Source organism: Methanosarcina sp. 2.H.T.1A.6 (genome assembly GCF_000979455.1).
Lineage (GTDB): Archaea > Halobacteriota > Methanosarcinia > Methanosarcinales > Methanosarcinaceae > Methanosarcina.
The window spans coordinates 282321-304581 of the sequence record NZ_JJOY01000030.1 but is presented as its reverse complement, the minus strand read 5'-3'; the positions used below and the strand labels follow the sequence as shown (position 1 = coordinate 304581).

At 42.0% G+C, this 22261-nt stretch carries 25 protein-coding genes; 18 read left to right on the top strand and 7 right to left on the bottom strand.

Going from position 1 to position 22261, the window contains the following annotated elements; translation table 11 throughout:
• The first annotated feature begins 346 nt into the window (after window positions 1–346).
• The 10 genes from EO98_RS17495 to EO98_RS09040 all read left to right on the top strand — a co-directional run bounded on the left by EO98_RS17495 (window position 347) and on the right by EO98_RS09040 (window position 7917).
• Window positions 347–1252: a hypothetical protein gene (locus EO98_RS17495; RefSeq protein WP_156161080.1), complete on the top strand. Its 906-nt coding sequence runs from the start codon at window positions 347–349 to the stop codon at window positions 1250–1252.
• Between the two features lies 1 nt (window position 1253).
• Complete coding sequence (locus EO98_RS09075; RefSeq protein WP_048141279.1) at window positions 1254–1571, top strand: hypothetical protein; 318 nt, start codon at window positions 1254–1256, stop codon at window positions 1569–1571.
• A gap of 213 nt (window positions 1572–1784) precedes the next feature.
• Window positions 1785–1934 (top strand): YHS domain-containing protein, encoded by a 150-nt coding sequence (locus tag EO98_RS17865; RefSeq protein ID WP_082098540.1) that lies wholly within the window; start codon window positions 1785–1787, stop codon window positions 1932–1934.
• Between the two features lie 163 nt (window positions 1935–2097).
• Window positions 2098–3057: a 2-hydroxyacid dehydrogenase gene (locus tag EO98_RS09070; RefSeq protein ID WP_048141277.1), complete on the top strand. Its 960-nt coding sequence runs from the start codon at window positions 2098–2100 to the stop codon at window positions 3055–3057.
• Window positions 3058–3068: 11 nt separating this feature from the next.
• Window positions 3069–3299 (top strand): DUF4405 domain-containing protein, encoded by a 231-nt coding sequence (locus tag EO98_RS09065; protein ID WP_048141275.1) that lies wholly within the window; start codon window positions 3069–3071, stop codon window positions 3297–3299.
• A gap of 418 nt (window positions 3300–3717) precedes the next feature.
• Complete coding sequence (locus tag EO98_RS09060) at window positions 3718–3924, top strand: heavy-metal-associated domain-containing protein (protein WP_048141273.1); 207 nt, start codon at window positions 3718–3720, stop codon at window positions 3922–3924.
• A gap of 182 nt (window positions 3925–4106) precedes the next feature.
• Window positions 4107–4304, top strand: coding sequence for a heavy-metal-associated domain-containing protein (locus EO98_RS09055; protein ID WP_048141271.1), 198 nt, complete (start codon window positions 4107–4109; stop codon window positions 4302–4304).
• A 41-nt stretch (window positions 4305–4345) separates the two neighbouring features.
• Complete coding sequence (locus EO98_RS09050; RefSeq protein WP_048141270.1) at window positions 4346–7231, top strand: heavy metal translocating P-type ATPase; 2886 nt, start codon at window positions 4346–4348, stop codon at window positions 7229–7231.
• A 181-nt stretch (window positions 7232–7412) separates the two neighbouring features.
• Window positions 7413–7664, top strand: coding sequence for a hypothetical protein (locus EO98_RS09045; protein WP_048131396.1), 252 nt, complete (start codon window positions 7413–7415; stop codon window positions 7662–7664).
• Window positions 7665–7722: 58 nt separating this feature from the next.
• Window positions 7723–7917, top strand: a complete 195-nt coding sequence (locus EO98_RS09040; protein ID WP_048131411.1) for a YwbE family protein — start codon at window positions 7723–7725, stop codon at window positions 7915–7917.
• A gap of 402 nt (window positions 7918–8319) precedes the next feature.
• Here the strand turns inward: EO98_RS09040 and EO98_RS09035 are convergent, their stop codons facing one another.
• Both EO98_RS09035 and EO98_RS09030 read right to left on the bottom strand, forming a co-directional pair.
• The gene (locus EO98_RS09035) at window positions 8320–8868 is read right to left on the bottom strand and encodes a tetrahydromethanopterin S-methyltransferase subunit A (RefSeq protein WP_048141268.1); all 549 of its coding nucleotides are present in this window, start codon (window positions 8866–8868) and stop codon (window positions 8320–8322) included.
• Window positions 8869–8985: 117 nt separating this feature from the next.
• Window positions 8986–10347: an MFS transporter gene (locus EO98_RS09030; RefSeq protein WP_048141266.1), complete on the bottom strand. Its 1362-nt coding sequence runs from the start codon at window positions 10345–10347 to the stop codon at window positions 8986–8988.
• A gap of 1258 nt (window positions 10348–11605) precedes the next feature.
• Here EO98_RS09030 and EO98_RS09020 point away from each other — a divergent pair.
• On the top strand, window positions 11606–12289 hold the full coding sequence (locus EO98_RS09020; protein ID WP_048141262.1) for a class I SAM-dependent methyltransferase: 684 nt from the start codon (window positions 11606–11608) through the stop codon (window positions 12287–12289).
• A 126-nt stretch (window positions 12290–12415) separates the two neighbouring features.
• Here the strand turns inward: EO98_RS09020 and EO98_RS09015 are convergent, their stop codons facing one another.
• The gene (locus EO98_RS09015; RefSeq protein WP_048141260.1) at window positions 12416–12742 is read right to left on the bottom strand and encodes a multidrug efflux SMR transporter; all 327 of its coding nucleotides are present in this window, start codon (window positions 12740–12742) and stop codon (window positions 12416–12418) included.
• Between the two features lie 483 nt (window positions 12743–13225).
• Here EO98_RS09015 and EO98_RS17855 point away from each other — a divergent pair, with 483 nt between their 5' ends.
• From EO98_RS17855 to eif1A (EO98_RS17850), 6 genes are all read left to right on the top strand, one after another.
• The gene (locus tag EO98_RS17855) at window positions 13226–13468 is read left to right on the top strand and encodes a CxxC-x17-CxxC domain-containing protein (RefSeq protein ID WP_082098538.1); all 243 of its coding nucleotides are present in this window, start codon (window positions 13226–13228) and stop codon (window positions 13466–13468) included.
• Window positions 13469–13876: 408 nt separating this feature from the next.
• Window positions 13877–14092: a CxxC-x17-CxxC domain-containing protein gene (locus EO98_RS09010; RefSeq protein ID WP_048141258.1), complete on the top strand. Its 216-nt coding sequence runs from the start codon at window positions 13877–13879 to the stop codon at window positions 14090–14092.
• 481 nt (window positions 14093–14573) lie between these two features.
• Window positions 14574–14897, top strand: coding sequence for a translation initiation factor eIF-1A (gene eif1A / locus EO98_RS09005; RefSeq protein WP_082098552.1), 324 nt, complete (start codon window positions 14574–14576; stop codon window positions 14895–14897).
• Window positions 14898–15921: 1024 nt separating this feature from the next.
• The gene (locus tag EO98_RS09000; protein ID WP_048135153.1) at window positions 15922–16122 is read left to right on the top strand and encodes a CxxC-x17-CxxC domain-containing protein; all 201 of its coding nucleotides are present in this window, start codon (window positions 15922–15924) and stop codon (window positions 16120–16122) included.
• Between the two features lie 484 nt (window positions 16123–16606).
• On the top strand, window positions 16607–16822 hold the full coding sequence (locus EO98_RS08995; protein WP_048135151.1) for a CxxC-x17-CxxC domain-containing protein: 216 nt from the start codon (window positions 16607–16609) through the stop codon (window positions 16820–16822).
• A gap of 299 nt (window positions 16823–17121) precedes the next feature.
• A complete protein-coding gene (gene eif1A, locus EO98_RS17850) occupies window positions 17122–17454 on the top strand; it encodes a translation initiation factor eIF-1A (protein ID WP_048141256.1) in 333 nt (110 codons plus the stop codon).
• A 447-nt stretch (window positions 17455–17901) separates the two neighbouring features.
• Here the strand turns inward: eif1A (EO98_RS17850) and EO98_RS17845 are convergent, their stop codons facing one another.
• From EO98_RS17845 to EO98_RS08975, 4 genes are all read right to left on the bottom strand, one after another.
• Entirely contained in the window at window positions 17902–18030 is a 129-nt protein-coding gene (locus EO98_RS17845) for a hypothetical protein (RefSeq protein ID WP_156161086.1), read from the bottom strand.
• A gap of 45 nt (window positions 18031–18075) precedes the next feature.
• Window positions 18076–18348 carry an FAD-binding protein gene (locus tag EO98_RS18870; RefSeq protein ID WP_200895278.1) on the bottom strand — a complete coding sequence of 91 codons (273 nt, stop codon included), beginning with the start codon at window positions 18346–18348 and terminating at the stop codon, window positions 18076–18078.
• 37 nt (window positions 18349–18385) lie between these two features.
• Window positions 18386–20023, bottom strand: coding sequence for an acetolactate synthase large subunit (locus tag EO98_RS08980; protein ID WP_048141251.1), 1638 nt, complete (start codon window positions 20021–20023; stop codon window positions 18386–18388).
• 166 nt (window positions 20024–20189) lie between these two features.
• Window positions 20190–21554 (bottom strand): NAD-dependent succinate-semialdehyde dehydrogenase, encoded by a 1365-nt coding sequence (locus EO98_RS08975; RefSeq protein ID WP_048141249.1) that lies wholly within the window; start codon window positions 21552–21554, stop codon window positions 20190–20192.
• Window positions 21555–21809: 255 nt separating this feature from the next.
• Between EO98_RS08975 and EO98_RS08970 the strand changes: the two genes are divergently transcribed.
• Complete coding sequence (locus tag EO98_RS08970) at window positions 21810–22163, top strand: hypothetical protein (protein ID WP_048141247.1); 354 nt, start codon at window positions 21810–21812, stop codon at window positions 22161–22163.
• Window positions 22164–22261 lie beyond the last annotated feature (98 nt).

Below are 22261 nucleotides of genomic sequence, written 5' to 3'. Positions count from 1 at the left end.
ATTATATTATCATATTTTATTGTTATCGCGATATCTTACTGATGTGAACATATTTTGTCATGGCTATATTTTTGTTAGAAAATGATGTCCATGAAAGTGTCCTTTGGGGCAGTTCATGTTATAAGGCACTATTGAATTGGAGTTTGTATGTCGAATAGTTTTGCAGATAAAAACGGTTCTGAACATACATTCAGAGGTAAAAAAAGACATTTTTAGTGCTGGGATATGGAATATTTGAGAAGCTTTGAATACAGGCAGTACTGGGGGGTTCTAAATTCCTGAGGAATCAAAGCGCAGGCAAAAGACATCGGATGAAAAAATCTCGGACATATACATAGGTCTGGTTTTGCTTCTGGTCATAAGCGGCGTTGCTATGTTGTATGAAAGCTGGATAGGCCATGCCCTGATAGTTCTTATCAGCCTTTTACTGATTATCTACGCTCTCGCAACCGGAGCTATGCTCAAAGGAAGAATAAAAAGAAAGCCGGGGAATATTTTCAGACTTCATAGAAGAAGTGGTATTTACTTTGGAGCCTTTATCCTGGGCTCGTTTACCTATGGTTTATTGATGAGTTTGCAGCACGGAGAGCCTATATTAGTATCCATTCACGGAAAACTGGGTCTGATTATAGTTCTTATTGTAATTCTGCAGGTGATCCCAAGTCTGGTTTTAAAGAACCGAGCCAGCTACAGAGGATTGCACAAAATGATGGGATACTCCCTGGCTCCAATTCTGTTCATTGATGCCAGCTGGGGCCTGTATAATGGTGTTGCTACCGGGACAAAGAGTAGTCTGGTCCTCTTGCATTCGATATCTGGAGGCCTGGCTGCCCTTGCTCTTGTCTGGATCTTTCTGGAAATACTATATGCCACAGATAAGTCACTTGCTAGGGCAAGAATAGCAAGTTACCTTGCGGCATTTCTGGTAGCTGCAGGGTGCTGGATAGCAGGAGGCTACAACTATCTAACGGCCTATGGCTCTCAGGTAAAACCTGTGATCCTTACAGGGCCGCACCCCTGGGTGCATGAGATTGTGATGGAGGCAAAAGAGCACATCTTTGTTTTCCTTCCAGTAATCTTTTTTGCTCTTTCCATTACCCTCTACATCTTCGATAGAGATGCTTTTCTGGGCGAAGCGAAGTCCAGGCGCGCCCTGATGATGGTTGCCTCCCTGGCGCTTTTTATGGTGTTACTCATATTCCTGATGGGAGCGATTATATCAAATGCTGGAAAGACGGGAACGGAGGTTTGAAATGAAGGAATCGGCAACATTCATCACATCGGCCTCAATTACTATATTTTTAACCGGTTGCATCATCATCACCCATGATTTGTCAGCGGGTTTTAGACAATCGTTGGCAGAACTTACGGGTCATCACTGGATATCTGTGAGCATAATAACGCTAATATTATTCGTGCTCTCTTCCGGGCTTCTGCTGGGCTCGAAGAGTGTGAGAAAGTCCCTGAGGGTTTACGATGCAGGTTTGTGGTCGACTGCACTGATGGCTGTGACTCTGCTCATGATATTGGGAATTCTCGCAGAGTTAACCGCTCGCTTCCTAATGGAATGAGATCGGTTTTTAAGCCTGATCTGGAGTTATGTTTTTCTGGTAAAATGTAAGTAAAAATGTCTGGTAGAGTCTGGAGAAGTATATCCCGGCTGCATGACTGAAATTTCAGAATTTATCCTGTGCTCTGAATGATTGAGAATTCCGACTTTATATTTAAGCATCGGGTGACAAAATAGAAATAAATTGACGCATCTTTAATCAATGGGGGTTATTATGACGGTAGTTGATCCTGTTTGTAAGATGAAGCTGGACGAGAAGGATGCAAGGTTCAAGAGTGAATACAAAGGAAAAATGTACTACTTCTGTGCCCTTTCGGATAAAAAGAAGTTTGATGAAAATCCGGAGAAGTATATCAAGTCCTGAGGGTGGCAGGTATGAGGAACTCGGACCCGGGCAAGATAGGATGTGAAGGCAAGTTAGCTGTCTTCAGGTCAAAGCACAAAGGCAAAACTTACTGTTTTTTCAACTTTTCCTGCAGAAAATTTGACGGGAATCCAGTGCAGTATTTTAATTTCCGGGGTGGCGTATGAAGATAGTAGTAGCAGATCCTATATTTCTGACGGATGAGTACAGAAAGAGGCTCGAAGCGTTGGGTGAACTCGAAATTTACAAAAATGTGCCTTTCTCTCATGACGAATTCATTGAGAGAATAATGGATGCTGAAGTTGTAATAGTAGGAAGGTACGGAGTTGACGCCAGGGCTATAAGTTCTGCGCCCAAGCTAAAGCTGATCTGTCTGTGGCAGACAGGCTTTGACAATGTAGATCTGGAGGCGGCCACTGATCATGGAGTGATTGTTTCGAACGTCCCAAGTTATGCCTTTGAGTCGGTGGCGGAGTTTGTCTTTGCTTTAGCCCTTAATTTGCTCAGAAAAGTCCATCTGGCAGATATGAACCTGCGAGAAGGATTATTCGATTGGAGGTACTATGTGGGCAACCAGCTCATGAGCAAGACCATAGGCGTGCTGGGAACAGGTGAAATAGGTAAGAGGGTAATACAGATCGCACACGGGTTCAACATGAATGTGCTCTCTGTAACGGCTCACCCCAGTCCTGAGAGGGCAAAGGCTCTTGGAGTAAAGTTCGTCGATCTGGACACTCTGCTCTCAGAGAGCGATATAGTTACACTGCATGTGCCTCTTACACCCGAAACAGAGCATATGATAGGCTCCCGGGAGCTGGCAAAGATGAAACCAACTGCTATATTGATTAACACTGCCAGGGGAAAAGTGGTTGACGAAGTGGCACTCATAGAAGCTCTTAAGGAAAAAAAGATTGCCGGAGCAGGGCTGGATGTTTTCGAAAAAGAGCCACTGCCAACGAATAGTCCACTTCTAGTGATGAATAATGTTGTGTTAACTCCACACATTGCCTTTCTATCTGAAGAATCTTTGGATGAGTGTACTTATGTCAGTATTGAGAACGTGGAGATGTTTACGAAGGGCAAGCTCCAGAATGTGGTGAATCCTCTGGTGTTAAAGGGTTAACGAGTCAGCAGATGGCCAAACAACTCAAGCTTCGGATTCTTAATGTTTCACTTTTTCTCCTGCTCCTGCTGCAGCTGTTAGCAGGCACAAGGCTGTGGTTCGTCGAGTTGTTGGGATGGGAGGATTCCCAGACTTTTATGAACCTGCACCTGGTAACGGGCTTCGGCCTGGCTGTGCTCATATTTGTGCACATCTATACGAATTGGTGGTGGGTGAAGTCTCAGTTCGGATTCTCCAGATGAAACCGAAGAACTTAGTTTTGGATTCTTTTACTCAGGAAACCAAAAAGTTGAAGGCATGTCCTGCGGGCAATGTAATGAGGGTCAAAAAGGCAATATATACAGGGCATAAAGAGAGTAGATGTGAGCCTTGAGAACAAACAGGCTTTGTTGAGTTCGACGAGGGAAAGACTGATGTCGAGAAAATCAAAGCTGCGATAAATGAAGCAGGGTATGAGCCCCTTTAAAGCAGGCTTTTGATTTTTCCCACTTCTACTTTTTTACCCTCTCAGGTTAAATGAGAAGGAAACTTTTTCCTGCCTAGCCGGTTTTAGAGCGCAAAGGATTATGCAGCAGACCGGACATATATCTATTTAATCATGCAGTAGTCCATAAAATTATTATGTTAAATAAATCAGTAAAAGCAGTGGAGGTTTAAACAATTACTCAGGAAACCATAAAAGTTGAAGGCATGTCCTGCGGGCACTGTGTAATGAGAGTCAAAAAGGCAATTGAAGGTATGCAGGGCGTAAAGAAAGTAGATGTGAGCCTTGAGAACAAACAGGCTGTTGTTGAGTTCGACGAGGGAACAACCAGCGTCGAGAAAATCAAAGCTGCGATAAAGGAAACAGGCTACGAGCCCGTCTGATCTTGAATAAGGCGTTTAAATCTCGAAATAATGAGTCTCAAAAGACTCAATTTTTTGGGTTCGAGGAATTCATTATATAGTAAAAGGTACAGACTTTTATAATATGGGTAAAGCGTCTGTTTATAAGCAGCTGATGATCTGGGGGTGAAGACATCGGGGAGACAACGCTTGTAGTAGATGATATGATTTGCAGGTACTGCAAAGACACGGTTACCAGGCTCATTGCCTCTATTAACGGGGTTTCCCGTGTAAACGTAAACGTCCTTGAAAGGACGGTAAATGTAACCTATGACAGCCGGATAACCGATGCACATGTCATAAGGATGACCCTGCTCGAAGCGGGTTATAAGAACATCAGAGAATCTTTAAACGCATTTTAAGCGGTAAGGCAGTCTGAAAATCTGGATAGGCGGCATATCCAATGGAAATTACGATCGGAGTTTATGGCATGACCTGTGGTCACTGCCAGAAAAGTGTAGCGGATGCTATTTCTTCTCTTAAGGGCGTGGAGTCTGTAGATGTCAATCTTGAAGCCGAAAGTGCAACTGTTATTTTTGATCCTGAAAAGGTAAGCCTTGACGATATTAAGGTAGCCGTCCTGAAGGCGGGGTATTCTACAGAACGCGAAGGAGAAACTGAGGAGGAGATCCAGGCAGAAACCTCCGAAAGCACCGGAAAGACAGCAGAAGCTCCGGAAGTTGCTGATAAAGAAGCTGAATCAAAGGGTTCGGGAACCGTTGTGAGTGAGGAGGCGGCGGGAATTTCCTGCACCCTTGATGAAGCGTGCAAACTGGCGGAAAAAGAAGTAACTCGGCTGTCCGGGCAAAAAGCAGGCCCCAAAGAAATCACCCTCGGAGTTTCCGGGATGACCTGCTCGGCATGCGCCCTGAATATCGAGAAGGTCCTGAAGAAAAAGGAGGGTGTGGATTCCGTAGCCGTTAATCTGGAGCTTGGCAGGGCAAAGGTTAGCTTTGAGCCTTCCCTTATCTCTCCTCAGGAAATTGAAGAAGCTATTGAATCCATAGGGTATAAAGTCGAGAAAGATAAAGTAACCCTGAATCTCCAGGGCATGAGCTGTGCGTCCTGTGCTGCAAATATTGAGAAGATCCTCACTAAAACCGAAGGCGTAATCTCGGTTTCCGTGAATTTTCCGCTTGAAAAAGCCGTTGTGGAATTTAACTCCTCCCTCATTTCTGTCAGGGAAATTATTGCTGCAGTTCAGGGAATCGGGTATGGGGCATCGGTCCCTGCTGAAACGGTTGAGTATGAAGACCGAGAGCAGATGTCAAGGGACGCTGAGATCCGCAGGCAGAGAAATAACCTTATTGTTGCCCTTTTGCTGGGCATTCCCATATCCCTCGGAAACATGAGCATGATGTTTCCTTTCCTGTCGTTTGTGCCCTCAATCTTTTCCAATCACATTGTACTTTTTATAATGTCTACCCTTGTCCTTCTTTTTCCGGGCAGGCAGTTTTTTGTCGGGACTTTCAAAGGCTTCAAGCACGGCGTAACCGACATGAATCTCTTGATTGCTGCAGGAACCGGATCAGCTTATCTTATCAGTGTAGCAGCAACTTTCCTTGACCTGGGACCGGGATATGATGTCCTCTACTATGACACTGTAGCGTTTCTGATTATTTTCATCGTCTTTGGCAGGTACCTCGAAGCAAGAGCCCGGGGCAAAACCTCGGAAGCCATCCGAAAATTGATGGGGTTAAGGGCTAAAACCTCAAGGATCCTTGTAGACGGCGTGGAAAAAGAGGTTCCTGTAGAAGAGGTAGTCGTTGGAGACATTGTTGTGGTCCGTCCGGGTGAAAAGATACCTGTTGACGGGGTTGTGGTTGAAGGAAGCTCTGCAATAGACGAGTCCATGATTACCGGCGAGAGCATCCCTGTTGAGAAAGGTGCAGGGGACACGGTTATCGGGGCTACCCTTAACAAGACAGGGTCTTTCAGGTTCAGGGCTACAAAGGTCGGAGCTGATACTGCCCTTGCCCAGATAATCAGGCTTGTAGAAGCAGCCCAGACAACCAAGGCTCCCATCCAGAGGGTCGCAGATGTTTTTGCTGGCAACTTCATCGTAGCCGTACATATAATTGCCCTTCTGGCTTTTTTCTTCTGGTTTTTCATCGGTTACTGGCGTTACGGGGTAGGGGAATCCGCAGAACTCGGAGGAATAAGCCCTTTCCTTTTTTCCCTGCTCATAGCTATTACTGTCCTTGTAATCTCATGTCCGTGCGCAGTTGGGCTTGCAACTCCTGCAGCCATTATGGTTGGTACTGGCAAAGGTGCTGAAAACGGAATTCTGATCAAAGGCGGGGAAGCCCTTGAGAGGGCGCATAAACTTGATACTATCGTGTTTGACAAAACAGGAACCCTTACTGAAGGTACTCCGAAACTTACAGATGTATTTGCAGTCTCTGGCCGCGAAGAAAGCGAAGTGCTTTTTATTGCTGCAACGGCTGAAAAAGGGTCAGAGCACCCACTGGGAGAAGCCATTGTAAGAGGTGCGGATGAAAGGAAAATAAGCCTTGCAGAGGCAAAAAACTTCCGTTCTATTCCCGGAAAAGGTATTGAGGCATACCTTGAAGAAAAGAAAATTCTGCTCGGTACGCGCAAACTTATGGAAGAAAACATGATTTCTTTCGAGGGGCTGGAAGTTAAAATGCACGAATTTGAGGAAAACGGGAAAACTGCAATGCTTGTAGCCCATGGGGGTGAAATCATAGGTCTTGTTGCTGTTGCCGATACTCTGAAGGAGAACTCTAAAGAGGCAATTGAGACTCTGATAAAAATGGGCATCGAAGTAGTTATGATAACCGGAGACAATGCAATTACGGCCGGAGCAATTGCAGCAGAAGTAGGGATCCCGAGAGTGCTTGCGGAGGTGCTTCCCGAAGACAAAGCAAACGAAATCAAAAAGCTTCAGAAGGAAGGCAAGCTTGTTGGCATGGTAGGTGACGGCATTAATGATGCACCTGCCCTCATTCAGTCCGATGTGGGAATCGCTATGGGAGCTGGTACGGATGTAGCAATGGAATCTGCAAAAATAGTGCTTATCAAAAATGACCTGAGAGATGTGGTCGCAGCGCTTAAACTGAGCCGGCTTACCATTAATAAGATTAAGCAAAATCTGGCCTGGGCCTTCGGATACAATATGCTGGGCATCCCTATTGCAGCAGGAATCCTGTACCCCATTTTCTTCAGGATAATGATTACACCGGAACTTGCCGCCGCTTTCATGGCATTGAGTTCAGTTTCTGTTACAACCAATTCCCTGCTAATGAAAAGAAGCAGGATTAAATAAGTTCAGAGCAGATACTTTTGAAGCTTATAATTTAAGGTAAATGTCAAAAAATGAACGCCGCATGCGTGAGAGGTTGCTAACAAAACTTTCCTGCATGCGTACTTAAAAAACTCTCCGGATGAACTTTTTGAAGGTTAGGTTTTCGGGAATTCTGAACACTTGGTTGTTGCTGGTGAATTATATGGTAAAATTTGGATCCAAAGACAAAAGGACCAGAGTCGTGCTTCTCTCAAGTATTGCCACCTCGATAGTGCTAATGAATCTCTTCCTGTTTGGGGCTTTATTGACCAACATGTACCTGGGGGAAACAGCCTACACTCTGGTAGATATCGCTGCGGGTTCTATTTTCGTTTTTGTGATTACCATGATTATCTCATTGTCCCTCTGGCCTAAGGTAATTGACTGGCTTGAAAGCAGAGAAACAAATAAGTAATGAATCTCAATTTTTTAAAAACGTACTGATTTATATATCTATGAATTTACCTTCTGCCATGAACAATGGAAGTATCAGAGCAAATATCAAAGAAGGACTAAAAGTGGGAATTGTCCTGAAGCAGGACCAGCGAACCGGGAAAATTACCCAGGGCGTTGTAAAGAGAATTTTAACCAATTCTTCAACTCATCCGCATGGGATAAAAGTTCAATTAGCGGATGGGCAGGTTGGGAGAGTTAAGGAAATCTATTAAAAAGCTGTGATTCATTCCTTTTTAAACAGCAGCTACTGATGACATATTGATAAAAAAGCTATTCTAAACAGGCGGAAAATACTAAAAAAGATAATTGCAGAAGCAAACACACCAATTGTAAAGTATAATAAATTTTTTATTTTTCTGGGCAGATTTTCAGTGTTGAAATTGTCTATTACGAATTCCAGAAGGTCCGGGCCGGCAGGATACATCCTAACTTTGAAACGTTATTAATGAATTTAACATTTTTGTTTTTAATATGATTTTTCGATTACAGACCAGATTATATCCCATCCTGCGTCATTTTCCTTATGGTTAGCAGCTTGAACAAGAAAATAATGGATTCCGGTTTAATCGAAAAATATTAAGAAATATGATTATCCTTTCCACGGCTTCTCCAGATCATCCTTTTTTAATCTTAGACATTACATTCTGCTTTACCAGTTTTTCGTACTTTTTCCAGCTATTTTCATCGATTTCGGGCATTGAGATGATGTGAGCTTCGCTTCTTTTCGGGCCGGTGCAGGAGTCGATTGCTTTCTGGATGGAGGCAGGGTCTTTGTTTCCGACAAGGTCTATAATTTTAATTCCCCTGAGGAAGCGGGAGATTGCAGTCATGGGAATTTCATTTAAGTAGGGCAGAGGGGAGTTTGAGCCGGCTATTTTTTTTGAGCCTGCCATTGTGGAAACTCCGTTTTCGGCAAGTGAAATCAGGGACTGGCCTGCAAGGTGGGCGCTTTCTGCTCCGCAGACGATCAGACAGTTTATGTTCGGGTTTGCAAGCACATTGGTTATTATCTTTTCAATCCCGAAGTTTTCAGTAAAACATGTTCCGCAGATTGCATAGTTCTTAAGTCCCCATGCCGTGTAGTCAGAGGCAAGAGTTACCACAGCTACGCTCGAATTCGTGTCTCCTATTACGTAGTTCCCGGAAGTTACAGGCCATTCCATATTGTTTCACTCCTGATTCAGAATTGATTATTTTCTGGAATTCATCCTATAAGTTCTAATTGAAAATGGTTTATTTTTTCTTTAGTGTCTCTTCAAAAAGAGAGAGTTTAACAAAAATCATTTTTCGGGGGCTTCAGCTGATGTTTTCGCAACTGCCATTCCCTCCAACCTCTCTTTTTCAATTCTTACAAGTCTGAACGAGAGGAAGACGACAAGATATATGATTGCAGCTGCGATCAGGAAGGAGATGACCCCCAGCTGCGTATAAAGTAGGCCTCCGGAAAGCAGCCCTATTATACTTGCAAGGCTGCTCGCGCTCATCGCAAAGCCCTGTACCGATCCCTGATATTTTTTTCCTGCGAATTTCGAGAGGATCGAGAGAATAGAGGGCCACATGATTCCGTTTCCAAACGCAAAGCAGATCGCTGCCAGGTATAAGAGAAAGAGGTTTCCAGGGATTATCAGAATGAACTGCAGGCCCAGAACAAAGCCCCCGACAACAACCAGAATCGATTCCCAATATCTTTTGGCAAGTTTTGCGAGGACCGGGCCCTGCACAAAAGCCATAAGTATGCTGATTACTGAAAAATAAATACCCAGTTCGGCAGGGCTCCATTCAAGAGCAACAACAGCAAAGACCGGGAATGCAGTATAATATATATTGAAGCCCAGAAAGATAAGGAAGTAAACAACCAGCATAAAAGGGATGTATTCAAGACTGAAGATCTCACGGAAGGTGATTTTTCTTCCTACCTCGATCTGATAGCACTCTTTTTGTTCCTGTCCGAGAACTTTTCTGATGCCAGTGGACTCCGGGTATTCCTCAATGGCGCAGGGCCGTGAATCCGGGAGCAGAAAAAGCACGATAAGAGTCCCTATGACTGAGATCAGAAGGGCTACAGATACGGGCAGAAGTTCGCCATAGACTGTTGTTCCAAGGAGGCCGGCAAGGGCAGGGCCAAAGACGTATCCCATATTTGAGGCAACAGACATCCGGCCATAGTTTTTATTTCTCTCTTCTTCGGAGGTGAGGTCAGCGAGATATGCGTTGGCAACAGATACATTTCCTCCTGTAATCCCGTCAAGGGCCCTTGCAAAAAAGAGTGCAAGCAGGGGAAGAGTGATCGTAAAAACGCCCAGCAGGTCAGACCTGACTTCTATCAGGGGGGTTACGGGAAAGAACAGGGCGACAAGAAAAATAACCCAGGCAATAAGGGTCCCAATCTGGCTCAATAACAAAATCTTCTTCCTTCCGTAAAGGTCAGACCACCGGCCCAGAATAGGAGCTCCAATAAGCTGAAAAGCAGGGTAGGTTGAGGCGAGTATGCCGTAGACAAGGGCATTGCCTCCGTATTTTGTCACAAGAAATACAAGAAAAGTAAGTATGATGCCAAACCCGAGGGTTCCGATAAACGTTATGGTATACAGAGGAAAAAGTGCCTTACCATCTGTAGAGGAAGTCCCCGACTCCGATTCCATCCCTGGATAATATGCTTGTTCTATGCCTTATAGTATTTCTCTTCCAGAATTTCGAGAATTTTGATCTTGATTTATTCAAATCTGATTTATTTCAAATCTGCTACAACACTGTGGCTGCAGTTAACTAAAAAATGACCACATCTCTCTTTCCACAGCCTCTACATCATAATCACGAAGTTTCCCTGTGTTTCTCTAAAATGCCTTAGCTTACATTATTCTTTATCATGAGCTCTTCCGCAAGTATTTTGCTCTTTCACCGGATTATGCTGAGTGCAAATAGCTTGCCAGGTTCTTTCGGGTTTTAAATCCTGATAAGGGAATTTAAAGCTTTTTAAGACGTTTAAATTATCTTCATTATTAATACAGCTTATTTTTCATATTTAACGGTACATCAAAGAATAAGAAAGGATCAATAGTTGTTTCTTTTTTTATGCAGCCCTTGTATGTTTGATAAAGGGGTTTATGTATTCTCTTTATTGAATGTGAATTGCGCAGATCTTTTATCAAGGAAAATAAAGTATTATCAAGTTTTAAAAGCATCAATTCTGTAAGGTAACAAAACTATTAAAAAAAGTATACTTATATTCTAATTTTACAATATGAAATTCTAACCCCAAGTTGTTTTCCAGGCAAAATGAAACTAAAAGCTTTGAAACAATCTATGGGAATTAAAAGATCTTTAAGAAAGTGAATGAAATAAAGGTCTTTAAAAACGTGAAGGAATAAAGGTCTCAAAAAACAGAAAGGAACTAATCTCCAAAGAGTAAGTACTCCAAAAACATTGAGAAAAACCTGAATGTTAAGGGCATTTCCATCCTGAAACGGTGGTATCTGTTGCATCCACATTGATGTCAACGATCCGATTCCTTCCGGAACCTTGCAGCAGAAGCCACTGTGTTATCCCGTGAATTGCTACCTGGACAGGTTGTCACAGGATCGCTGCGGGATTAAAACCCTGAATTAAACGGTACTGAGGCGGTGTCAAAGTCCGTGTTAACGGGGTTAACCCTTAACAATAAGAATTTTTCAGGCAGCAACTGAGGGCGGACTCAGGAGTTGCCTGAAATATCTTTATTGTTTTATTTCCATATTATTTTATTTCCATATTGTTTTATTGATTTCCAGATTATTCATTTATCTACCCCCCCCCTTTTTATTTTTTTCAGCTCAGTTTGTCCATATTCCGTAAGGCTGGCATCTCAGAGTATTTTATGGGTTTCGAAATGTTCTTTATCCTTTACCTGTATTCTGTTTCTCTATGTCAAAATCATACTGGGAAATGGTTCCCGGAAAGAACATACCCTCAAGTCTTGAGCTTTACCCCGTGATTCACAGTTATCTACAGGAAGGTTATAATATTCTCGATGTCGGATGTGGGTTTGGAAAAATTAGCCTTGAGCTTGCTTCCCTGGGATATTCGGTAACAGGGATAGATATAAACACTGAAGCTGTCAAGCTTTCAAAAGCTGCTGCAAAAAACCTGGGTCCGGATCTAGAGATTAAAGGGAGAGCCGAATTTAAGGTTGTGGATGCTTCTGATCTTCCTTTCCACGAATCAAGTTTCGATTTTGCAGTCATGCAGGCTTTTTTGACCTCTGTGCCGGACCCGCAGGAAAGAGCCAGGATAATTCTGGAAGTTTTCAGAGTCCTGAAACCCGGGGGTTATCTTTATCTTGTGGAATTCGGGCAGAACTGGCACCTCAATCTTTACAGAAATCGCTACCTTCAGGACTTCCCTGTTACAAAAGAAGAAGGTTCTTTCCTTGCCCTGAACCCTGAAACAGGAGAGGTTGAATATATTGCACACCATTTCTCCGAAAAAGAGCTTGTGTTCCTGCTTGTAGACTGCGGGTTTGATATTGATTATTTCAGGGTTGAAGAGCTCAAAACCAGGACAGGTAACAAAATTAACGGGTTTGTAGTTGTGGCTAAAAAGCTCTGAACCTCGGGCTGCTGGCATTCTTTCTGCCAGGTACTGAAAAACCTCAAAGCCTTAGCTTCGGCTTGCACAAAGCTATTTCAATCAGGTAAATCTGATCAGTCAGGTAAATCTGGTCAGTCTGGTCAATTATGTTACCCTATCACTCAGGTGAAGCCCGATAACTCCTGCAATTACAATGGCAAGAGAAATCATCTTTAGGGCAGTGGCAGGTTCCCTGAACCCAAAAATTCCGACTACTGTGATAAGAGCAGTCCCGAGCCCGGCCCATATTGCGTATGCAATGCTCACATCTATTCCTTTAAGGGCAAGGGTAAAGAAAAAGAAACTAATGGCGTAAAATACGAATATCAAAACTGAAGGGAGCAACTTTGAAAAGCCTTCGGATAATTTCATGCAGGTAGTTCCGCATACTTCAAATGCTATTGCCAGTAACAGCAGGTAATAATAGTTCATTAATGGATTATTTTACTTCTATTTATTAATCAGTTCCTGGTTCATTAGTTTCCTAGCTTCAGGATATCATCCGTCTATTTATCTTGTCCAGTTTGACAAGTTTATCAATATATTCTCAAGTATCAGGCTCTTTCTTTTGAAAGTACACTGAAATTTAACAAATATATTAGAAATTTCAGGCATAAATATGAGAAATCAGGCACAAATCCGAAAAATTTGATTCTAATTTCTATCTCCGAAAAAGCGGTCTATTCTAAGGTGTAATGAGGTTTTAGAGGTCTTAAAATGATTCTTTTTATTTTTCCTTTTCACTTGAGATAAATTTATATGTTATAATGTCTTGAGAAATATTGGCAGTAAAAATAAAGAATCATATGATCTGTTATTAAAAACTTCATTTTTGTTTTTAATAAAAGAATTGTATAGGACCTTATTTTTATAGCAACCTAGAGGATATCCGCTATAAGCGGAGGTGAAACAAGAGTGAGTTTTAATGACAGAGGGAATTCTTTCAGGGGAAGAGAAAGCAACCGGGGAAGCAGAGACAACAACCGGGGAAGCAGAGACAACAACCGTGGTGGTTTCAGAGGTGGCAGCAGCGGCCCCAGAGAACTGTACCCGGTAGTGTGTTCTGACTGTGGCGTTGAGACCCAGGTTCCATTCAAGCCAACTGAAGGAAGACCAGTTTACTGCAGGGACTGTCTCCCAAAACACCGGAAATTCTAATTCCAGAAATTCTGAATCTTTTGATTTTTATTATTATCAATGGAAACCTTTTGACAGCAGGTTTTCCATATATTCTTATTTTTAATGTCTTATTTCTAATGTCTTATTTCTAATGTCTTATTTCTAATGTCTTATTTCTAATGTCTTATTTCTAATGTCTTATTTCTAATGTCTTATTTCTAATGTTTGATTCGTTACTCTGATTCTTATGTTTGAGGAAGACGCTTTTATATGTCTTCCGGCTCACGTGGATTAATTTTATATAACATAAGAGGTTTTTACAATTAGTAAAAATAATGAGACATAATCTGTTATTAAAAACTCCTTTTTTTGTTTTTAAATAATAAATTATATCTTATCATATTTTTATGATATCTGTATATCCGCTATAAGCGGAGGTGAATTAAAATGGGTTTTAATGACAGAGGAAACTCTTACCGGGGTGGCAGCAGAGACAGCAACCGTGGTGGAAGTGGTGGTTTCAGAGGCGGCAACAGCGGCCCCAGAGAAATGCACAAGGTTACCTGTTCTGACTGCGGTGTCGAGACAGAAGTTCCTTTCAAACCAACCGAAGGACGGCCGGTTTACTGCAGAGACTGCCTTCCTAACCACAGGAAGTTCTAAATTCGAATTTATCGCGTAAAGTGTTGCGCTGTAACTGATTACATCAACACTTAATCCACTTTTTATTCTGTGTTTTTACCTTATCTTTGGGTGAAGGGCATCGAAACTCTTATGTCTTTATATGTTTATTTATCATGTCATATCATAAATTTTCATTGATTACATCTCAGTTAATATTTATATGGCGGGATCTGGAATTGCTCTGAAGAATTTTGAAGTAAACTCTAAGTCATGGGTTATGAACTGATTTACTCCACCTTCCAAATAGGAGATTCTCCTGAGATATTGGATTCTCAGAGGTTCTAGATTTTTCAGAGGTTTTTTACTTCCTATCCATTTATGAACCTTCACACCAAAATACCTAAAGGAATTGTTGAACACAGTAAGTTCGAAAAAATATGATCTGATAAAATAAATGCGAATAAACGACTCAAAAGTAATAATACAACGAGGAATCAAACTGGCAAACTATAGAAGTAATATAAGAAAGAGAAAAGCAGGAACTGGAACTGCCGCACCAACTACTCAGGAAGTAACAAGGGTGCGTACCCCGCGCAAGGAAAATCATGAAGTACTGGCAACGGTAGGAAGTCTCTTAGGCTCAAAGAGGGTCAATTTACAGTGCATGGATGGTGTTGTCCGAATGGGCCGAATCCCCGGATCCAAGAACAAGAAAATGTGGATTCGTGAAGGTGATGTCGTAATTGCCACTCCATGGGATATTCAGGATTCCAAAGCCGATGTTATATGGAAATACACAAGGCCTCAGATAGAGTGGCTCGAGCGCAAAGGCTACCTTAAATAACTGCCTGATAAATTATAAGGCTCAATTCACAAAATACAACTCTCTTAATATTCTTTGGTTTTAACCATTACCACGGTTTAAACCTCTCATTCCTCTTTTCAATAATTCTGCATTATTCAGAGCTATCTAGAGTTTTCTGCCCTTTTAATCTCCTGCTTCTGTCCTTTCCCAGCTTTTCAACAATCCTGCTTTATCTTTTTCCGGTTTTTCAACAATCCTGCTTTATCTTTTCTCAGATTGCACTATTTTACTGGTATGCTGATTGTACTTGCTTGCAGAGTTTGCTATTTCATGTATTACCCGGCTTAACATGCATACATGCATTATACTCCTGCTTTCGGATAGTGCCACTGGCGACAGTGGAAGGTTTTGTACCATTTCTACTTAAGACCAGAATGTTCCTTTGAAAAAACCAGGAATTATGCAGTTGAACTGAGAAATCAATAGCATTAAACTCCCCAACTATTCAAAATGAACATTTAAACAACAGTGTTATAATAAACTTGATTTTGTACCTCAAGTGCGTAAGTCTTAATAACATTAAATCCGGGATATATTGCGTGAGAAAATTTGAATATAAGTGTGTTCCAATCCTGAAAATGGGACGAGGAACTACAGAAGACCTCAATAGATTTGGTGCTGAGGGCTGGGAACTGGTCTGTGTATGGGCTTTCTGGCACTACCTTAAAAGAGAAATTGAGTAATTAAAAAAGTCCGGTTCCATTATTTTCTGAAAAGTAGTGGTCAAAAAGCCTGTGGAGTTTAAATATCGGTCGTTTGATCCGTAGTAAAGGGAGCTGGATGATTGGATTTAAATTCAGGTGGCTTCAGATAAATTATATTTTTATAGTCTTTTAATCCGTATTGGCAAGATTTATATAATTTGATTGTATAGTGGAAACATTAAAAATAAAGAGATGTATAATCTGTTATTAAAAACTAATTTCTGTTTTTAATCAAAGAGCTCTATACAATCTTATTTTTAAGCAAATGACTATCCGTTGTAAGCGGAGGTGAAAAGAAAATGGCTTTTAATGACAGAAACTCCTTCCGGGGAAGAGACAGTAACCGGGGAGGTTTCGGAGCCCCGAAGGAAATGCACAACGCAACCTGTTCCGACTGCGGCGCTGAAACTCAGGTTCCTTTCAAACCTGATCCCGACAGACCGGTCTACTGCAGAGACTGCCTTCCTAACCACAGGAAGCCCAGAGAGAACCGCTACTAATTTCGAATTCATTCGGAATATTTCACTTGACAGATTATGTCCGTTTTGCTTAGCTTGAGCAGGCCAAACGGACTACTTCTTTTTATAATGTACTTTATTAAATGATTATGTTGCTACACTTTTCATTTACTCAAAATTTGAGCTTTCTTTCGATCCTCTTTTTTATAATTGAACTTATTTTATTCTGTTACTCTATTTGTTTGTGGGGGTTAGTTAATGAAAATCGCATGCCTATGGGATATTCTCAAATCCGATCAAAGAAGGTAGATGTGTCCTTTTTGCCAGGCATAATCAATAACTCACGGACACTACTCTATATTTCTTGATGGATACTTTTATATAATTAAACTCCTATGTAGGAGTAGTTGAAAATAAAGAGACGTATAATTGTTATTAAAAACCAATTTTTGTTTTTAATCAATAAATTTTATACAATCTTGTTTTTACTCTATAGATACCCGCTATAAGCGGAGGTGAAACAAAAATGGGTTTTAATGACAGAGGAAACTCTTACCGTGGTGGCAGCAGAGACGGCAACCGTGGTGGAAGTGGTGGTTTCAGAGGCGGCAACAGTGGCCCCAGAGAAATGACTAAAGTAACCTGTTCTGACTGCGGTGTTGAGACCGAAGTTCCGTTCAAACCAACAGAAGGACGGCCGGTTTACTGCAGAGATTGCCTTCCTAACCACAGGAAGTTCTAATGATAATCTGACTTGAGTGTTAATTTAATTATTTATTGGATTAACACCCAATTCATTTTCACTATTCGTTTTTTTATTTTCTTTGTTTTTCGCCTTTTGTTTTTATGGACGGGTTCAGAAATCAAAAACATAACAATTTAATTACATCTGTTCAAAACAGCAAATGTCTTTGATGGCATCCATAAAAGAAGGAAAAACAAACGGAATCTGGAATGAAAATCAACAAATCCAATTAAATTGAAATTATTAAGATCAAAATCAGCAGAGGAGGAATTAATCTGGCTAATTACAGAAGCACTATAAGAAAAAGACAGGCAGGATCTAATAAACCAGTAGGACCAGGAAACGGCGCCCAGGAAGTAACAAGGGTGAGAACTCCACGTAAGGACAGAAACGAAGTACTGGCAACAGTAGCAAGTTTACTTGGATCAAAAAGAGTTACACTACAGTGTATGGACGGCGTTGTCCGCATGGGCCGTATTCCCGGTTCCAAGAAAAAGAGAATGTGGATCCGCGAAGGCGATGTTGTCATAGCCAACCCCTGGGAAGTTCAGGACTCAAAAGCTGATGTTACCTGGAAATACACAAGACCCCAGATCGAATGGCTTGAAAGAAAAGGGTACCTTAATTAAGATACCTTAAACAGTCCTTATTCGCTTTGTATAGCACTACCTTAACCTGTAGCCTCAATCAGCCAGTGGTTTTGAATAATTGCAATGTATTTTGAATAATTGCAATATTATATCTACAAATTAGGAAGCGCAAATTAAAATTTATAAGTTAAAAAGCTTGAAATTCAGATTGAAAACGACCGAGACAATATAACTAAAAACTTTTAATTAAAAATCCCACAAATAACCTGCGGATTAATGTGGGAAAACTGTCTCACTATTGACTTTCTTACGGTCTGCTTTTTAACTGTCAACGTTTTAAATATCCACGTTTTAAATATCAACGTTTCAAATATCGGTTTTTCTGTATTCAAATATCTCATTTTTCCAATTATCTCATTATAGTACTTTATAAAACATAAGTACTTTAGAAAGCATAAAATAGCAATATGCTCTGGAATTAAGCACTTATAATAGCTTTTCAATTTTGAGCAGTTCATCAGCTTCCTCTTTACTCAAAATTCCTTTCATTAATACAACTTCCTTAACAGACATTTTCTTCTCCAGCACCTCTTTTGCGATCTCTGCTGCCTTAATATACCGATCTTTGGAGCAAGGAAGGTTATCAGAATAGGATTTAGCTTAAGGTAATCCCTGTACCTGTCCCCACCAGGGGCTGTATTTATCCCACCTTGAGCTGCTACGGAATGGGGGCGGGAGAGGGTGCACCCTGGAAATGATGGCTGTATCAAGTCCCCTGTTTACAGTCTCAATTGCTGCCCGGAGGCCAGTCAGTCCGGCTCCAACTATGACTACGTCATGTGAATGGATGGGATACCCTGCTTTTTTCTCTGCATCTCCCAATTGTTTCTCCCGGTGTTTGATTTCAACAATGGAGGGTTTGCATAATATCAACCTGCAAACCCTTGAAGAAAAATCTGCTTAAATCTGCTTATTCGAATTTACATGTAAGGTTTCTCAGTTCTATCGAGAAGGTCTCATAGTTTACGGAATAGTCGATAGGACATTCGATAACAACTACTTTATTCATGGCAAAAGCTTTTTCCAGAACTTCTGCAAGGTCATCGTCTTCTTTGACTTTGATACCTGCAGCCCCGAAACTCTCGGCAAAGAGTGAAAAATCAGGGTTTCCATAGTCCAGGGCGAAGTCCTCAAAATGCCTTTTTTTCTGCTTCCATTTAATAAAGCCAAAGGCATTGTCATTGAGAATCAGGACAACCACAGAGATTCCATGGCGGATTGCGGTCTCGAGTTCCTGGCAGTTCATCATAAAACCCCCGTCCCCGCAGATTGCAAGTACGCGGCGTTCCGGATGAAGAAGTTTTGCGGTAATTCCGGACGAGAGTCCTGCACCCATAGTTGCAAGAGCATTGTCAAGGAGCACAGTGTTCGGAGCATAGGTCTTGTAAAGGCGGGAGAACCAGAGTTTATAAATCCCGTTGTCCAGCGTGATTATATCTTCTCTCCCAAGCACTTTCCTGACATTCTGAACTACTGCCTGCGGAAGGGGAGGGTAACTTTTCCTGGCAGGAGCACTTATTTTTTCCTCTATGAAACTCCTGGTATGCTCAAAGATCGGAAATTCTCGCTTTACCGGGATGTTTGCGGCAAGTTCTCTGATTGAAGAGACAATATCTCCAATGATTTCTATCGTAGGATTGAAATACCTGTCAGGTACGGAATCCACGAAATCTATATTTATGATCTTTTTATCCAGCTGCTCGTTCCAGAGGTAGGGAGGGTATTCTACGATATCGTAACCCACTGTTATTATCAGATCTGCCCCGTCAATTCCACAGTTTATGTAATCTCTTGCATGGATTCCGGTAGCAAAGAGGCTATAAGGACAGTCATCAGGGACTACACCTTTTCCCATTTGTGTGTGCACAAGGTATATGCCGGTCTTTCTGGAAAAATATTCTAGTTCTTCAGTGACCGCCTTCCGGTTAGCTCCGGAAGAGACTATGATAAGGGGATTTTTAGCCCCGTGGATCATACTTGCTGCCATTTTAACAGCTTCAGGATCAGGAAGGGGAATTTTGATCTCGCTTCGCTTCTGCACAACTGCGTCTGTCTCTTCTTCAGCCACATCCTCAGGAAGCTCAATGTGTACAGCTCCCGGCCTTTCGGCTTCCGCGTGCTTGAAGGCGTTTCGGATTACTGTAGGGATCATCCCCGGGTCGGTGATGGATACAGCCTTTTTGCAGAGCGGTTCCATCATCCTGACAACATCTACAAGCTGGAAACGGGCCTGCCAGTTGTCAATCAGCGCCTTTTGTCCGGAGATTGAGATAAAGGGAGCTCCTGTAAGCTGTGCCTGGGCAACGCCTGTAACAAGGTTAGTCGCTCCCGGACCGAGGGTTGAAAAACAAACCCCCGGTTTTCCTGTCAGCCTCCCGTAAGCTGCAGCCATAAATGCCGCAGCCTGTTCATGCCTTGTTATGATCAATTTGATGTTCGAGTTTCGCAGAGATTCGAGAAAGTCAAGATTTTCTTCTCCAGGAAGTCCGAAAATATATTCCACGCCTTCCTCTTTAAGCTGGGCAACAAAAAGGTCCGAAGCTTTCATAAAAAACCTCAAGTATTACTCGATTCTAAATCTTACTTGATTCTAAATCTTACTTGATTCTAAATCTTACTTGATTCTAAATCTTACTTGATTCTAAATCTTACTTGATTCTAAATCTTACTCGATTCTAAATATTACTTTATTCTAAATCTTACTCGATCTATTTTTATTTGTTAACCACGATGGTCTTTACGTTTACAAATTCCTTTATCCCGTAATATGAAAGCTCCCTTCCGATTCCTGATTTCTTGACCCCTCCAAAAGGCAGCCTTGGATCGGATTTTACCCTTCCATTGATGGTTACAAAACCTGACCTGATTCTTTTTGCCAGCCGCTCGGCTCTCTTCAGGTCTGCAGACCAGACCTCGGCTCCGAGCCCGAACTCCGTGGAGTTTGCAATCTCCACAGCTTCATCCTCATCCTTTGCCATGATTATGGGTGCAATAGGCCCGAATACCTCAACATTGCAGACCTTCATGTCCGTACTGGCTGCAGGGATAAGGGTTGGCATAAAGAAAAAGCCGTTCTCCGGTTTCTCCCCGTAAATGTGGGGTTCCGCCCCTTTCTTTTTTGCATCCTTCAGGATCTTTTCAAGGCTGTCAACAAATTCTTTTTTTGCCACCGGCCCTATGTCAGTTTCCTCATCCATGGGGTCCCCGATTTTCAGTTCCTGCATATGCAGTTCGAATGCCTCGATGAAATCCACAACAACATCTTCAATGACAATGAACCTCTTGGCAGCAGTACAGCTCTGCCCGGTATTGAGAAAACGGGACTTTACTGCGACCTGCGCAGCTCGGTCTATATTTGCATCCTCAAGCACTATGAAAGGGTCAGACCCCCCAAGTTCCAGCACAAAAGGCTTGATCATTCTCCCGGCAAGCTCTCCTATCTCAGACCCTGCTACTACGCTTCCGGTAAGTGAAACCCCGTCCACAAGGTCTTCATCAAGAATTTCCATGGCAGCTTTAGAGTCTATCAGCAGGGTCTTAAATACATCCTCAGGCAGTCCTGCTCCGGTAAAGACCTTTTCTATTTCAAGAGCCGACCCGGGCACGTTGGACGCATGCTTTAGCAGGCACACGTTTCCTGCAATCAGTGCGGGCACTGCAAACCTGAAAACCTGCAAGAAAGGGTAATTATAGGGCATTATCCCGAGAATTATTCCAAGGGGTTCAAAGGTGACATAGCTTTTTTCAGCTTCTGTTTCCACAACTTCGTCTTTCAGAAAATCTGCTGCATTTTCCGTATAATAGTCACAGAGACATGCGCATTTTTCAATTTCTCCAAGTGACTGCCTTATTGGCTTTCCCATTTCTTTTGTAATTATCTCGGCATATGCCCTTTTGTTCTGCCTGAGCACCTCAGCTGCCCGCGCGATATACGTCGTTCTTTCCTCAACTGAAAAAGAACCCCATGATGAAAAAGCAGACTTGGACTTTTCAATCTGGTCTTCGCAGTCCCCGAAAGATAATGCATCGTAAGTCCAGTTCACTTCTTCAGTATAAGGATTAACGGATTTGATTTTCATGACTTGCCCCCACCCAAAAAGAGTCCTTTAGTATTATTGGAATTCCCGCTATTATAATTTAAGGGCAGGTAAGACTCTTAAATGGAAAAAAATGCTCTGACTTGCTTTCCGATATCTGTTTCCGAGATGATCTCAGATTTCATCCGGTAGATTCAAAATTAACTAAATAACGAAACTGTGTTCAGAAGCTGGTAGTAACAATTATAAAACCGGAATATTAATTATAAAGCACTCAATTTTACATGGGGGAAAAATATGAGAAAAGCACTGCTTGTTTTACTAGTTCTGTTCAGCGTGTTCCTGGCAATAGGATGCGCAGGTACCGAACAGCCGAATGAAACAGGAACTCCAACTGAAGAGATGCCTGTAACCGAAGAGATGCCTGTAACTGAAGAGGTGCCTGCAACTGAAGAGGTGCCTGCGACTGAAGAGGTAACTGCGACTGAAGAAATGAATGCAACTGAAACCGAAACTGTAACCGAAGAAGGAGGTGCAGTCGAAGAGGAAATTATAGCTGAAGAGGAAATGACAGCCGCAGAGGAAGAAGATACTGAAACTGCAACCACCACAGAAAGGACTGGAGTAATCCAGGTAACTCCTAACAAATAAATAGTGGAAGCGGCAGTTCAAAACACAGCTTTTAATTCTAACCGATTACAGTATAATATCAGGTAATATCGTAATATGGGCGAATGAGGGTTTTCAAA

Coding starts and splice junctions, on each gene's coding strand:
- EO98_RS09075 (WP_048141279.1), top strand. CDS start 1,254: ATGAAGGAATCGGCAACATTCATCACATCGGCCTCAATTACTATATTT.
- EO98_RS17865 (WP_082098540.1), top strand. CDS start 1,785: ATGACGGTAGTTGATCCTGTTTGTAAGATGAAGCTGGACGAGAAGGAT.
- EO98_RS09070 (WP_048141277.1), top strand. CDS start 2,098: ATGAAGATAGTAGTAGCAGATCCTATATTTCTGACGGATGAGTACAGA.
- EO98_RS09065 (WP_048141275.1), top strand. CDS start 3,069: ATGGCCAAACAACTCAAGCTTCGGATTCTTAATGTTTCACTTTTTCTC.
- EO98_RS09055 (WP_048141271.1), top strand. CDS start 4,107: ATGATTTGCAGGTACTGCAAAGACACGGTTACCAGGCTCATTGCCTCT.
- EO98_RS09050 (WP_048141270.1), top strand. CDS start 4,346: ATGGAAATTACGATCGGAGTTTATGGCATGACCTGTGGTCACTGCCAG.
- EO98_RS09045 (WP_048131396.1), top strand. CDS start 7,413: ATGGTAAAATTTGGATCCAAAGACAAAAGGACCAGAGTCGTGCTTCTC.
- EO98_RS09040 (WP_048131411.1), top strand. CDS start 7,723: ATGAACAATGGAAGTATCAGAGCAAATATCAAAGAAGGACTAAAAGTG.
- EO98_RS09035 (WP_048141268.1), bottom strand. CDS start 8,868: ATGGAATGGCCTGTAACTTCCGGGAACTACGTAATAGGAGACACGAAT.
- EO98_RS09030 (WP_048141266.1), bottom strand. CDS start 10,347: ATGGAATCGGAGTCGGGGACTTCCTCTACAGATGGTAAGGCACTTTTT.
- EO98_RS09020 (WP_048141262.1), top strand. CDS start 11,606: ATGTCAAAATCATACTGGGAAATGGTTCCCGGAAAGAACATACCCTCA.
- EO98_RS09015 (WP_048141260.1), bottom strand. CDS start 12,742: ATGAACTATTATTACCTGCTGTTACTGGCAATAGCATTTGAAGTATGC.
- EO98_RS09010 (WP_048141258.1), top strand. CDS start 13,877: ATGGGTTTTAATGACAGAGGAAACTCTTACCGGGGTGGCAGCAGAGAC.
- EO98_RS09000 (WP_048135153.1), top strand. CDS start 15,922: ATGGCTTTTAATGACAGAAACTCCTTCCGGGGAAGAGACAGTAACCGG.
- EO98_RS08995 (WP_048135151.1), top strand. CDS start 16,607: ATGGGTTTTAATGACAGAGGAAACTCTTACCGTGGTGGCAGCAGAGAC.
- EO98_RS08980 (WP_048141251.1), bottom strand. CDS start 20,023: ATGAAAGCTTCGGACCTTTTTGTTGCCCAGCTTAAAGAGGAAGGCGTG.
- EO98_RS08975 (WP_048141249.1), bottom strand. CDS start 21,554: ATGAAAATCAAATCCGTTAATCCTTATACTGAAGAAGTGAACTGGACT.
- EO98_RS08970 (WP_048141247.1), top strand. CDS start 21,810: ATGAGAAAAGCACTGCTTGTTTTACTAGTTCTGTTCAGCGTGTTCCTG.